A 12,770-nucleotide genomic window follows, 5' to 3' on the forward strand; every position below is an offset into this window, starting at 1 on the left:
ATCTTATTAACCCTTTTGCAAGAATATTAAAGGAATATAAGCAATGTCTACAAAACCAAAAACATTGTATCAAAAATTATACGATGCACATGTTGTCTATGAAGCACCTAATGAAACGCCTATTTTATATATTGATCGCCATTTAGTCCATGAAGTTACTTCTCCACAAGCATTCGATGGCTTACGAGCAATGAATCGTAAAGTTCGTCAACCACACAAAACATTTGCTACTATGGATCACAATACTTCAACGAAAAGCAATGATTTAAGTGCTTGTAGTGAAATGGCGCGAATCCAATTAACTGAATTAGCCAAGAATGCAGAAGAATTTGGTGTATCTTTATATGGGTTACAAAGTCCATTACGCGGTATTGTGCATGTTGTTGGTCCAGAACAAGGGATGACATTACCTGGTATGACCATTGTTTGTGGTGATTCTCATACAGCAACACATGGTGCTTTTGGCGCATTAGCTTTTGGTATTGGGACATCGGAAGTTGAACATGTTTTAGCCACTCAAACGTTGAAACAAGGTCGAGCTAAAACAATGAAAATTGAAGTCAAAGGTAAAGTAGCTGATGGTATTACCGCAAAAGATATTATCTTAGCGATCATTGGTAAAACAACCAGTGCAGGTGGTACTGGTCATGTAGTTGAGTTTTGTGGAGAAGCAATAACTTCTTTATCAATGGAAGGCCGAATGACATTATGTAATATGGCAATTGAAATGGGGGCTAAAGCTGGATTAGTTGCACCAGATGAAACCACTTTTGAATATTTAAAAGGACGACAATTCTCTCCTAAAGGCGATGACTTTGAGCAAGCTGTCGCCTATTGGAAAACCTTAAAAACCGATGAAGGTGCACACTTTGATACCATTGTTACTTTGGAAGGTAAAGATATTGCGCCACAAGTAACTTGGGGAACTAATCCCGGCCAAGTAACCGCTATTGATTCTCAAGTACCAAATCCTCAAGATTTTTCTGATCCAATTGAAAAACATTCAGCAGAACGTGCATTAGCCTATATGGGGTTAACCGCTGGAACTAAAATGTCTGATATTAAGATCAATAAAGTATTTATTGGATCATGTACTAATTCCCGTATTGAAGATCTTCGCGCCGCAGCTGAAGTTGCCAAAGGTCGTAAAGTTGCCGATGGAGTTCAGGCCCTTGTCGTACCAGGTTCAGGTCCAGTACGAGAACAAGCTGAAGCGGAAGGATTAGATAAAATTTTTATCGATGCTGGATTTGAGTGGCGTTTACCAGGATGTTCAATGTGTTTAGCGATGAATGATGATAAATTAGCACCAGGTGATCGCTGTGCATCTACCAGTAATCGTAATTTTGAAGGTCGACAAGGCCGTGATGCAAGAACACATCTAGTCAGCCCTGCAATGGCAGCCGCAGCAGCCATTACTGGTCATTTTACTGATATTCGCAAACCATTTTAAGGAGGCTGTCATGGCAAAATTTACAACACATACAGGATTAGTCGTTCCTTTAGATGCAGCGAACGTTGATACCGATGCAATTATTCCTAAACAATTTTTACAAAAAGTTACTCGTACTGGATTTGGACAACATGCGTTTCATGAATGGCGATTTTTAGATGATGCCGGTAAAAAACCTAATCCTGAATTTGTACTAAATAAACCACGATATGCAGGCGCGAGTATTTTATTAGCTCGTGAAAACTTTGGTTGTGGCTCATCTCGAGAACATGCACCATGGGCATTAACTGACTATGGATTTAAAACTATTATTGGCTCGAGCTTTGCTGATATCTTTTATAATAACTCATTCAATAATCAACTATTATTAGTTAACTTGTCTGAAGAAGAAGTAGATGAGTTGTTTAAATTGGTTGAAGCCAATGATGGAATCGAATTCACTATCGACTTAATAAATGAAGTCGTGATCGCGGGTGATAAACAATATTCATTTAAAATTGATGCCTTCAAACGCCACTGTTTATTAAATGGTTTAGACAACATTGGCTTAACCCTGCAACATGAAGATGCTATCAGCTCTTTTGAGCATAAAATTCCTACATTCTTAAATTAATTTATTTAGGCGCGCAAGCGCCTTGTATAGGAATAATTAATGACAACCCATCACGATAAAGTAAATCAACAGTTCGGCCAGCAAGCTAACGCCTACTTAACCAGTAAAGTTCATGCTCAAGGTGCTGATCTTGAATATCTAGCCAGTTTTTTAACTAATTATCCTAATGCTGAATTTTTAGATATGGGATGTGGAGCAGGCCATGTCAGTTTTATTGCAGCAAAACAGGTTAAACACGTCACAGCTTACGATCTATCAGAGCAAATGTTAGCGGTGGTTGAACAAACTGCGAATGAACGTAACTTAAAAAATATTACCACCGTACAAGGTTATGCTGAACATCAACCATTTGACGATAACTATTTTGATATTGTCGTCAGCCGTTATTCTGCCCATCATTGGCAGGATGTGGGTAAAAGTTTGCGTGAATTACATCGGATCACCAAACCAAATGGTAAATTAATTATTATGGATGTCGTTTCTCCTGGTCAACCTATTTTAGATATTTGGTTACAAACAGTTGAAGCACTACGTGATACATCCCACGTACGCGACTATACGCCTGGCGAATGGCTGACATTTTTAAGCGAAGCTGGATTTACTATTGATAAGATTCAACGCCATCGTTTACCCTTGACTTTTGATAGTTGGATAAAACGTATGCGTACACCGAATAATTTAGTGGATGCGATAAGAACTTATCAAATAAGTGCATCTCAAGATACAAAATCTTACTTCGAATTACAATCAGATGGATCTTTTACCTCTGATATGATGACTATCGAAACACAAAAAGTGATTTAAAAATTAATAGTAAAATAATCGAAAACAGCCAATTATTATCAAAGCTGTTTTCGTTGATTTGACGGTGGTATCGATAAAGATTCACGATATTTAGCAACCGTTCGACGGGCAATAATAATCCCTTGATTTTCTAAAATTGAAACTAGTTTACTATCACTTAAAGGTTTTTTAGCATCTTCTTCAGAAATATATTTTTTAATTAAAGCCCGAATTGCTGTCGATGATGCTTCACCACCAGATTCAGTATTAACATGGCTAGAGAAAAAGAATTTCAACTCAAATATACCATTAGGGCATTGTAAATATTTTTGCGTTGTAACGCGTGAAATTGTTGATTCATGCATATCAATCGCCATAGCAACATCTGACAAAATCATTGGTTTCATATATTCAGCACCATTTTCAAAAAATTCTTGTTGGTGCTCAACAATAAATTGACTCACTTTTAATAGTGTCTCATTACGATTTTCGACACTTTTAATAAACCAATTTGCATCTTGCAAATGCGCGCGAATGTATTGGCTATCATTTTCATTACTAATTTTTTCCATTGCCGCATATTGTTGATTAATGCGCAGTGTCGGAACGGTATCGCTGTTTAATTCAGCAATCCATTTCCCATCAATCTTTTTAACCACAAGGTCAGGAATAACATAATCCGGAGGTAAGGTATTGACCGAATCACCAGGATAAGGTTGTAAATGCTGGATAAAATTAATGGCTTCTTTTAACTGTTCGTCCGTAGCATTTAAGCGTTTTTTCAATGTTCGATAATCATGATTTGCTAATAAATCTAAATAGTTATCAATAATCTGTTTAACTAATACTGGCGGAGTTAAATGCTGAGTTTGAATAGATAGACATTCTTGTAAAGATCTCGCTCCAACACCGATTGGATCAAAATGCCAAATTCGCTTTAAAACTGCCTCAACCTCATCAAGTTCAATTTGACTATTGCCTTGTTCTTCTAGAATTTCTTCAGTTGAAACGGTTAGATAACCTCTGTCATCAATAGCTTCAATAATCGAAACAGCAATTGCACGATCAATGTCACTAAATGGTGTTAAATCTAATTGCCATTTTAAGTAATCATGCAATGTTTCATGTGTTTCACCTTGATAGATTGGTAACTCATCATTACGATAATCTGAGTGAGTTCCTGAGGGAGTACCAGCTGTGTAAATATCATCTAATGAGGCATCTAATGGAATATCCTCGGGGATTTCTTGGCTATCTAATGCTTCACGAGTATCAATATTTTCGTTTAGTTCATCTTGTTCAACATTAATTTCATCATACTGATCGGCAATCTCTAATAATGGATTGTTTTCGAGTACAGTTTGAATTTCTTGACGTAATTCTAAAGTCGACAATTGCAACAATCGAATAGCTAATTGTAATTGTGGCGTCATTGACAACTGTTGCGAAACCTTCAGTTGTAAGCCTTGTTTCATCATAATCTATAATCTAAATTCATGTCCTAAATAAACACGTTTAACATAGTCATTATTTAATATACTATCTGGTGTACCTTCAGCAATTAAATGTCCCTTATTCACTATATAGGCTCGTTCACAAACATCAAGTGTTTCACGAACATTATGATCGGTAATCAGTACGCCTAAACCACGATCACGTAGGTGTTTAATAATATTTTTAATATCAATTACTGAAATGGGATCTACACCCGCAAATGGTTCATCGAGTAAAATGAATTTAGGATTTGCAGCCAATGCCCTAGCTATCTCAACTCGTCGCCGTTCTCCTCCGGATAATGATTGACCAATATTGTCTCGGATATGGGTAATATGAAATTCTTCGAGTAACTCTTCTGCTCGATTAATCTTTTCATTTTTATCAATATCATTGCGAGTTTCTAAAATAGCCATAATATTATCAATAACAGAAAGTTTCCTAAATATTGACGCCTCTTGAGGCAAATACCCTATTCCTTTTTGCGCTCTCTCATGTAATGGTAAAATACTGATATCATGATCATCAAGGTAAATTTTTCCGGCATTTAAAGTCACAATGCCAACTACCATATAAAAAGTGGTAGTTTTACCGGCACCGTTAGGGCCAAGTAAACCAACTATTTCGCCAGAGTTTACTGTTAAACTAACATCTTCAACAACTCGTCGTTTTTTATAAACTTTAGCAAGATTTTCCGCTTTTAAAATTGCCATTTATTTATTCATCTCTTTTACTTGACTTGGAATGATAGTACTTTTTACTCGGCCTTTTTTACCTGGTTGAGCCACTATTTGCTGTTTTTTCACATCATAAGTAATAATTGAACTACTGATATGATTATCTTGTTGAAATAATTCTGCATCACCCTGTAATACTATATTATTTTCTTTAACATTATAGATAACCTGTTGTGAATGACCGGTCACAATTTTATTATTTTGAGGAAGAACTTGTTTATATTTTACCGGTTTACCATATGCTGTTATTTTCTGTTTACTTGTGTCTTGCATATCAGTAACTACAACTTTATCTGCCCATATCGTCAAACCTTCTTGGATAATCTGGACATTACCATTAAAAGTAATAATATTTTTTTCAATATCTATTTGCTGATTATCAGCATCAACTGTGATGGGTTTATTATCGGCAAACATTTTTTGATTTTGTGAGGCAGATGACGTGACAACATTAGGTTCATCAGCAAAACAAGCAAATGATGCGCATAGCATAAAAAATAATGGAAAAAATGTTTGTTTTTTTGATCTCATTTTTTATTGAGCCTCACTATTATAAAAAGTTTTTATATTTTCAAGTATATTAGCCGTTTTTTCCCGTAAATTACCAATTAATCCCAAACCAGTTGAGAAAAAACCAACTCCTCTAATTTTTACCGGGTCTTTAGATGTTACAATTTGCGTTGTTAAATCAACTACTGCATCATCGGTTAATACTTGCTGTAACTGAGAATCAGGTGTTAAATTAGTTAATGTCACATCTTGATAAAGGTAAATTAGTTTATCTTTTGTCAAAGTCGCTCGTTTTGCTTGAATATGCCATGTAGCAGCGTGATCCTGATCATAAAGTGTAACATTAGGTAAATCAAAATCAGTATTTTCATTATTATCAAAATGTTTTACTTTGCCCGATTCAATTTTATATACTACATTACCGGACAAATCATAAACATTAGTAACCATATCATCACTTTGATAAATTGGCGTTTCAAGCTGATTTGCATTTGGTGGCGTACTCAACACATCATCATTTTTTTGATAACTATAATAAACACCAACTATCAAAATAAGAAGTAATAGACAGATTAAATTTTTTTTATTCATAGTTTACGTTAATTACCTGAATAAGATTAATCAATAACGTAGGCACACCATTATGACAAATCATCTAAATATTAATTTATTTTACTTTATTTTTTATTAAATTAATATCTGACATTGCAAGAAGTTAAATGACATTCTGATAATAATTCAGATACTTTAATATTAATACCATAAATACCTCAAAATATACCAATAAATATATTTTAATGTATTTGATAATAGATTAATAATAATTATCATCTATTTGAATTTAAAGAAAATATAATGCTCTTCATTGATTGATTGATTAATTATTTACTATAATATATCAATTAATATATAAAATTTTTAGTAATATAGATCTATTATGTTTAATTTTTAAGTCTGAAAATTAGCTATAATCATTTAATAATGATTAAAAATATCAATAGGAAATCAATATGTTATTTAGATTAAAAAACAGTCTCTATTTATTAACTGTTTTATTAATGCTGGAAGTAGCTAGTTTTTATCATTATGCTTATGCTGATTTAAATGTTAATGAGAGTAAAATTGGCACAGTTGTCGACGAATTCAATGGAGTTAAAGTTTACTATAATGGCAATATAAATCATGTCAGTAGTCGCAATGTAGCTAAAGATGGTTATAATTTAGGTCTTAAATATCAATGTGTTGAATTTATTAAACGTTACTATTATGAACGTTTCAATCATAAAATGCCGGATAGTTATGGCCATGCAAAAGATTTTTTCGATGATTCTATTCCTGATGGCAAAATGAATACTAGGCGAAATCTACTTCAGTTCCATAATGGATCAACCACCAAACCTAAAGTAGACGATATTATTGTTCTAGGCTGGTCTCAATATGGCCATGTTGCTATTATCAGTAAAGTTAGCGACAATGAGATCGAAATTGTTCAGCAAAATCCAGGACCTAACGCAAGCAGTCGGGTGACTTTTCCGTTAATTTATAAAGATGGATTATGGAAAATAGAAGGTTATCGTGTTTTCGGTTATTTGCGTAAACGTTAAACAATTAATTAAATAATGGTTTATAAATAATAAACCTATCAATGTTAACTTTGTTTAACAATAGGCTATTATTATAAAATACCTTATTAGGTATAAAATTAATATTTGATATTAAAAGCATTTAATTGGTTTTCAGGAATTAATTCTGTAACATTTATCGCCGTTATACGGGCTGAAACTGGTCCGCCCTGTTCAAGCCATTGTATTAATTTAGCAATTGATATGCTATCCCCTTGTATTAGTATTTCTACATCACCATTATCTAAATTTTTAACATAACCAACTAAACCCAGTTTGGTAGCTTGTTGATAAGTAAAGAAGCGAAAACCAACACCCTGTACACGACCACACACTCGAATTTTAACTTGTCGTATCATAATAGAAAGTCTCAATTATTATTTATAATAATTAATCTCATTATAAATATTTTTTCTTAACTTAACCTTATTATTTACCTAAGCTAATCAACAAACCAATCATTACGCTGTTGTGAGACTATATTTATGGTTTGTAGAATAGTAGATAAATGTTCATGCAGCGCCAATGCCGCCATTTCCGGATCATGTTTTTTTAGTGCCATAACGATTTTTTTGTGTTGCTTTACTAAGTCTTCTGGTGGAGAAATATCTTCTAAGGTGAGATATCGAACTCTGTCCATCATTGCTTTGATATTTTCGACCGTTTCCCAAGCCATTGGACAATCGATAACATTCATTATAATTTGGTGAAATTCGTCATCTTTTTCCAAAAAAGAGCGAATATCTTTTCGCTTATTGGCATCTATTTGTTCGGCAAGATTTTTATCCAATAATACCAGATCGGATTCGGTAATTTCTTGTGCTACTCGTTTAATAATTGCACACTCAACGGCTTCACGAATAAATTGCCCATCAATCACTTTTTTAATGGAGATTTTTGTTACAAATGTGCCTCGCTGTGGCAAAATTTTAACTAAGCCAGCTTCGGCTAACTTGATAAATGCTTCACGAACTGGCTGACGTGATACATTGAATTGACTTGAGATCTCTTTTTCAGAAAGTAAAACTCCCGGTAACACCTGACAAGTAATAATCGCTCTTCTTAATGCACGATAAACTTGCTGATTAACCGGCTCAGAAATATTTAATTCAATAAGTTTAAACATATACCATTTTTATGTAATAAAATTAAATTACAATAAATAGTAGGTGATTTTTAAATATAAGAAAAGTTTTTTTAAAAAATACTATATATATTAAATAACTAGAAATATGATTATAGAAGGTGTAATGACTAAAATAAGCTATTACACCTTAGTTATTATCAATTATTGTTAGTTGCATTTATAGTACTAAAAAGTTCAGTTAAATTTTTAACTGTCTGTTTAGCACCTAAATCTCGCAATGCTAGGTAAGCATTTGTTACCTTATCGACAAAAAGTTGATTATGCGGTAAGTCACTACCAAACACATGAGTTAAAGACAATAACGCTTTTACTCTATTTTCATCATCGGCACTATTTGCGACAAGCTCGTTTATTTGCATAATTGAAGGATCACTTACCTCAATAGATTTACCCGCATCATCAACCCCACTAACGTAGCGCATCCAAGCAGCAACACCTAAAGCAAGACAATCAAATACAGTATTATTATTAGCTACATGATAACGAATTGAATCAAGCATTCGTTGAGGTAGCTTCAATGTTCCATCCATTGCAATTTGCCATGTACGATGTTTTAAACCGGTATTTCGATAACGATCAAGTAATGAATCAGCATAAGCAGAAAGATCAACATCTTTAACTCGCAACGTTGTTGCTTGTTCATTTAGCATTAAATGTCTAGCAGCTGTAACATAATTATTATCCTGCATGCATTCATCTATATGTAAATAACCGGCTAGATAGCCTAAATATGCAAAAAAAGAATGGCTACCATTTAACATGCGTAACTTCATTTCTTCATATGGCAATACATCATTAACTAATTCTGCACCTGCTTTTTGCCATTGGGGGCGCCCTGCCACAAAATTATCTTCAATAACCCATTGCCTAAATGGTTCACCAGCAATGCCCGCAGGGTCATCAATACCACCTAGTTGTTTGTTTATTTTTACCATAGTTTCAGGCGTTGCAGCTGGTACGATTCGGTCAACCATTGTAGATGGAAATGTAACATTATCATTGATCCATTGGGCTAAATCAGGATCTCGCTGTTTAGCCAATGCTAAAACAACATTACGTGTAACATGCCCATTTTCAGGCATATTGTCACAAGACATTACCGTAAATGGTTTTAGTCCTTGTTCTTTACGTAAACGTAACGCCTCAACAATGACACCCGGAACAGATTTAGGTGCATAAGGATAAGAAATATCATGACTAATTAATGGATTATTAGTATCTATGGATGCCGTCGAAGGGAGATAGCAATAACCTTTCTCAGTTACGGTTATCGATACAATCGCAATTTCAGGACGAGTCATCACTGCTAAGACTTTTTGTATTCCATCAATATCTGCATGTAATGCTTCTTTTGCAATACCAACAACGCGGGTATTCCAATTATCATAAGACATTTCACAAACACTAAACAAGCAATCTTGTTGTTTTAAATCTTGAATTTGAGCTTCACCACCAATCAAGTTAACTTCACAGTATCCCCAATCGCTATCATGCTGTGCAGCTAGTATATCCGTATAAACAGCTTGATGAGCACGATGAAAAGCGCCAAAACCGAGATGAACAATTTTGGTTTTAATTTTGCTTCTATCATAAGTTGGAACAACTACCCCCTTAGGTAGTTGTGATAAAGTTTGATTTGATAATCTCATAAAAGTCTCTAATTAATAATTAATTAAACAATAATCATTTATTTTGTAGTTTTATTTTCCTACCCATTGCTGATATTCTTTTTTAATTTTATTAGGTGCTGTTTCAGGCAATAACGCAATACCAATAACAGATAAAATACCTAATGTACCAACATATAAGGCTAATCCAGAATAATGTCCACTACACATTTGTAAAATCTTAACTGCACAAAGCCCTAAAATACCACTTCCAATTAATGAACCAACCTGCCATATCAACGCTATACCACTACAACGAATTGCTGTCGGAAATAATTCTGGGAAGAATGATGCTTGTGGTGCATAACACATAGCATGACCTATAGGTAAAACAATTATCATTGCTAACTGAATTAATATATAATTCTGTGTATTGACCATTAAGAAAAATGGAACTATAAAAATTACTTGCAGAAGAGCGCCAAGTATATAGACTCTTTTTCTTCCCCATTTATCCGATAAAGCGCCCATTAACGGGATAGTAAAAATCTCGATGACTACAGCAACAATTATTGCATCTAATACATAACTTTTATTAAATTGATTTACATTTACATAGGCTAAAACAATCACTGTAAACATGGCAAATGAACATGCTTCAATTAGTTTTGCACCAACCCCTTTAGCAACAATCCCCGGATAATTTTTCATAACATCTTTCAACGGCATTGAAGATTCAACAGCTTTAGTTTGTCTAATTTTTTCAAAAACAGGTGATTCGTCAATACGTAATCGGATAAATAATCCCAATATAACTAAAAGTAAACTTAATAAAAATGGTATTCTCCAACCAAAATCAAGCATTTGTTCTTCTGAAAGTAATGATGTTAATAAAGCAAAAAGCGCTGAAGGTAACAAAAAACCAAGTGGTGCCCCTATTTGCACCCAACTAGAGAAAAATCCGCGCTTTTCAGGCGGAGAATATTCCGCTGTCATCAACACCGCACCTGCTTGTTCGCCACCAACACCAAATCCTTGTAGAACTCTAATTAAAATTAGAATTACAGGTGCCCACCAACCAATTGATGCATAAGTTGGTAATAAACCAATAACGAATGTTCCTAATCCAACAATTAAAATAGTAATGACTAACGCTTTTTTTCTTCCTACTTTATCGCCCATATGACCAAAAACAATACCGCCAATAGGTCTAGCAAAAAAACCTACTGCATAAGTAGCAAATGCTGCAAGAGTGCTAATAAAAGGATCATTACTAGGAAAGAACAGTTGACCAAAAAAGAGTACTGCTGCCGTTCCATATGCAAAAAAATCATAATATTCTGCAGCAGTTCCAATAGATGATGCAACAGCTACACGCCTTATAATATTCCGTTTTTCTTTTTCTTCCATTGTTTCTAAAGTTGACATATTAATTTCCTTCATTTTTTAATTACCAATTCCACAATGTGCCATCTTCTAGACGAGCAATTGGCAAATAAGCAGGATTGTATGGATATTTTGCTGCAAGTTTTTCATCAAAATCGATTCCTAATCCGGGTTTGTCACTTGGATGCATATAACCATCATTAAAGGTCCAATTAGGCGAGAAAACTTCTAACATCTGTTCGGAATAGCCCATAAATTCTTGTACACCAAAGTTAGGTACCCACATATCAAAGTGCAGCGCCGCGGCATGACAAATTGGTGATAAATCAGATGGACCATGCGAACCAGTTCTAACTTGATAAAGAGCCGCAAAATCAGCAATCCGGCGCATATGTGTAATACCACCAGCATGAGTTATCGTGGTTCGAATATAATCAATCAGTTGTTCTTCAATTAATTGTTTACAATCCCAAATGCTATTGAATACTTCACCGACAGCAATTGGTGTTACGGTATGTTGACGAATTAAACGGAAGCACTCTTGATTTTCTGCAGGTGTCGGATCTTCCATCCAAAATAGTCGGTAGTCTTCAATACTTTTGCCAAATCGTGCTGCTTCAATTGGGGTTAAACGATGGTGCATGTCATGCAATAAATGTTCATTAAAACCAAATTTATTTCTTACTGCTTCAAATAATTTTGGTGTGAAATCAAGATATTTATCGGTTGCCCAAAATTGCTCTTCAGGATAATTACCTCGAGTAGCCGGCTCATAAGCTAAATTTTTACCTTTACTTTGGCCGTATGTGGTCTTCATTCCTGGTATTCCACACTGAACACGAATGGCTTTAAACCCCATTTCCTTATGTTTGGCATAATCATCCAACGCTTCTTCAATATCTTTACCAGTGGTATGGCAATAGACCATGACACCAGTACGTGAAGCTCCACCTAATAACTGATAAAGTGGCATATTGGCTACTTTACCTTTGATATCCCATAACGCCATATCAATTGCTGATATCGCTGACATGGTCACTGGCCCTCGACGCCAATAAGCACCTTTATAGAAATATTGAAATATATCTTCAATTTGACTAGCATCTCGGCCGATTAACTGTGGACAAAGATGATCTTTGAGATATGATGCGACAGATAATTCTCGTCCGTTGAGTGTCGCATCACCAACTCCATATACGCCTGAATCTGTAGTGATTTTTAATGTGACAAAGTTCCTTCCTGGACTACACACAAAAACCTCTGCTTTTACGATTTTCATTTGATACCTCTGAAAAATGATTAATGAGTAAACTTTAATTCTAATCATACTACCATACAAGTAGATTAGAAAAATTGTGTGATATTGATCACATAAATATTAACTTTATGAGAAATAAGTAATAAAAAACCCCGCTCCT

General features: G+C 34.4%; 13 protein-coding genes. 4 read left to right on the forward strand and 9 right to left on the reverse strand.

Going from position 1 to position 12,770, the window contains the following annotated elements; translation table 11 throughout:
- The first annotated feature begins 43 nt into the window (after positions 1 to 43).
- The 3 genes from leuC to RAM17_RS11095 are packed head-to-tail and all read left to right on the forward strand — an operon-like array spanning position 44 to position 2,870.
- Positions 44 to 1,453, forward strand: a complete 1,410-nt coding sequence (gene leuC, locus RAM17_RS11085) for a 3-isopropylmalate dehydratase large subunit (protein ID WP_086363823.1) — start codon at positions 44 to 46, stop codon at positions 1,451 to 1,453.
- A 10-nt stretch (positions 1,454 to 1,463) separates the two neighbouring features.
- The gene (gene leuD / locus RAM17_RS11090; RefSeq protein WP_110447229.1) at positions 1,464 to 2,066 is read left to right on the forward strand and encodes a 3-isopropylmalate dehydratase small subunit; all 603 of its coding nucleotides are present in this window, start codon (positions 1,464 to 1,466) and stop codon (positions 2,064 to 2,066) included.
- Positions 2,067 to 2,105: 39 nt separating this feature from the next.
- The gene (locus RAM17_RS11095) at positions 2,106 to 2,870 is read left to right on the forward strand and encodes a class I SAM-dependent methyltransferase (protein WP_110447228.1); all 765 of its coding nucleotides are present in this window, start codon (positions 2,106 to 2,108) and stop codon (positions 2,868 to 2,870) included.
- Between the two features lie 38 nt (positions 2,871 to 2,908).
- Here RAM17_RS11095 and RAM17_RS11100 read toward each other — a convergent pair whose 3' ends face one another.
- From RAM17_RS11100 to lptC, 4 genes are read right to left on the reverse strand one after another with little or no spacing between them, the layout of a single operon-like run.
- A complete protein-coding gene (locus RAM17_RS11100) occupies positions 2,909 to 4,324 on the reverse strand; it encodes an RNA polymerase factor sigma-54 (protein ID WP_110448024.1) in 1,416 nt (471 codons plus the stop codon).
- Positions 4,325 to 4,330: 6 nt separating this feature from the next.
- Positions 4,331 to 5,056, reverse strand: a complete 726-nt coding sequence (gene lptB / locus RAM17_RS11105; protein ID WP_110447227.1) for an LPS export ABC transporter ATP-binding protein — start codon at positions 5,054 to 5,056, stop codon at positions 4,331 to 4,333.
- Positions 5,057 to 5,611, reverse strand: coding sequence for a lipopolysaccharide transport periplasmic protein LptA (gene lptA, locus RAM17_RS11110; RefSeq protein WP_110447226.1), 555 nt, complete (start codon positions 5,609 to 5,611; stop codon positions 5,057 to 5,059).
- 3 nt (positions 5,612 to 5,614) lie between these two features.
- The gene (gene lptC / locus RAM17_RS11115) at positions 5,615 to 6,181 is read right to left on the reverse strand and encodes an LPS export ABC transporter periplasmic protein LptC (protein WP_110447225.1); all 567 of its coding nucleotides are present in this window, start codon (positions 6,179 to 6,181) and stop codon (positions 5,615 to 5,617) included.
- A 419-nt stretch (positions 6,182 to 6,600) separates the two neighbouring features.
- On the opposite strand from lptC, the gene RAM17_RS11120 reads away from it, so the two are divergent.
- Entirely contained in the window at positions 6,601 to 7,194 is a 594-nt protein-coding gene (locus RAM17_RS11120; protein WP_110447224.1) for a CHAP domain-containing protein, read from the forward strand.
- Positions 7,195 to 7,292: 98 nt separating this feature from the next.
- Here RAM17_RS11120 and yccX read toward each other — a convergent pair whose 3' ends face one another.
- The 5 genes from yccX to manD form a co-directional block, all read right to left on the reverse strand.
- Positions 7,293 to 7,571 carry an acylphosphatase gene (gene yccX, locus RAM17_RS11125; RefSeq protein ID WP_110447223.1) on the reverse strand — a complete coding sequence of 93 codons (279 nt, stop codon included), beginning with the start codon at positions 7,569 to 7,571 and terminating at the stop codon, positions 7,293 to 7,295.
- An 83-nt stretch (positions 7,572 to 7,654) separates the two neighbouring features.
- Complete coding sequence (locus tag RAM17_RS11130) at positions 7,655 to 8,338, reverse strand: GntR family transcriptional regulator (protein WP_110447222.1); 684 nt, start codon at positions 8,336 to 8,338, stop codon at positions 7,655 to 7,657.
- A 158-nt stretch (positions 8,339 to 8,496) separates the two neighbouring features.
- Entirely contained in the window at positions 8,497 to 10,008 is a 1,512-nt protein-coding gene (locus RAM17_RS11135) for a mannitol dehydrogenase family protein (RefSeq protein ID WP_110447221.1), read from the reverse strand.
- Positions 10,009 to 10,059: 51 nt separating this feature from the next.
- Positions 10,060 to 11,394, reverse strand: a complete 1,335-nt coding sequence (locus RAM17_RS11140) for an MFS transporter (RefSeq protein ID WP_110447220.1) — start codon at positions 11,392 to 11,394, stop codon at positions 10,060 to 10,062.
- A 22-nt stretch (positions 11,395 to 11,416) separates the two neighbouring features.
- Complete coding sequence (manD, locus tag RAM17_RS11145) at positions 11,417 to 12,631, reverse strand: D-mannonate dehydratase ManD (protein WP_034902860.1); 1,215 nt, start codon at positions 12,629 to 12,631, stop codon at positions 11,417 to 11,419.
- Positions 12,632 to 12,770 lie beyond the last annotated feature (139 nt).

Origin of the sequence: Gilliamella apis, assembly GCF_030758615.1 — a bacterium.
Classification (GTDB): domain Bacteria; phylum Pseudomonadota; class Gammaproteobacteria; order Enterobacterales; family Orbaceae; genus Gilliamella; species Gilliamella apis_A.

Bases quoted from the DNA above. Each gene is read 5' to 3' on its own strand.
- leuC (WP_086363823.1), top strand. From the start codon at position 44: ATGTCTACAAAACCAAAAACATTGTATCAAAAATTATACGATGCACAT.
- leuD (WP_110447229.1), top strand. From the start codon at position 1,464: ATGGCAAAATTTACAACACATACAGGATTAGTCGTTCCTTTAGATGCA.
- RAM17_RS11095 (WP_110447228.1), top strand. From the start codon at position 2,106: ATGACAACCCATCACGATAAAGTAAATCAACAGTTCGGCCAGCAAGCT.
- RAM17_RS11100 (WP_110448024.1), bottom strand. From the start codon at position 4,324: ATGAAACAAGGCTTACAACTGAAGGTTTCGCAACAGTTGTCAATGACG.
- lptB (WP_110447227.1), bottom strand. From the start codon at position 5,056: ATGGCAATTTTAAAAGCGGAAAATCTTGCTAAAGTTTATAAAAAACGA.
- lptA (WP_110447226.1), bottom strand. From the start codon at position 5,611: ATGAGATCAAAAAAACAAACATTTTTTCCATTATTTTTTATGCTATGC.
- lptC (WP_110447225.1), bottom strand. From the start codon at position 6,181: ATGAATAAAAAAAATTTAATCTGTCTATTACTTCTTATTTTGATAGTT.
- RAM17_RS11120 (WP_110447224.1), top strand. From the start codon at position 6,601: ATGTTATTTAGATTAAAAAACAGTCTCTATTTATTAACTGTTTTATTA.
- yccX (WP_110447223.1), bottom strand. From the start codon at position 7,571: ATGATACGACAAGTTAAAATTCGAGTGTGTGGTCGTGTACAGGGTGTT.
- RAM17_RS11130 (WP_110447222.1), bottom strand. From the start codon at position 8,338: ATGTTTAAACTTATTGAATTAAATATTTCTGAGCCGGTTAATCAGCAA.
- RAM17_RS11135 (WP_110447221.1), bottom strand. From the start codon at position 10,008: ATGAGATTATCAAATCAAACTTTATCACAACTACCTAAGGGGGTAGTT.
- RAM17_RS11140 (WP_110447220.1), bottom strand. From the start codon at position 11,394: ATGTCAACTTTAGAAACAATGGAAGAAAAAGAAAAACGGAATATTATA.
- manD (WP_034902860.1), bottom strand. From the start codon at position 12,631: ATGAAAATCGTAAAAGCAGAGGTTTTTGTGTGTAGTCCAGGAAGGAAC.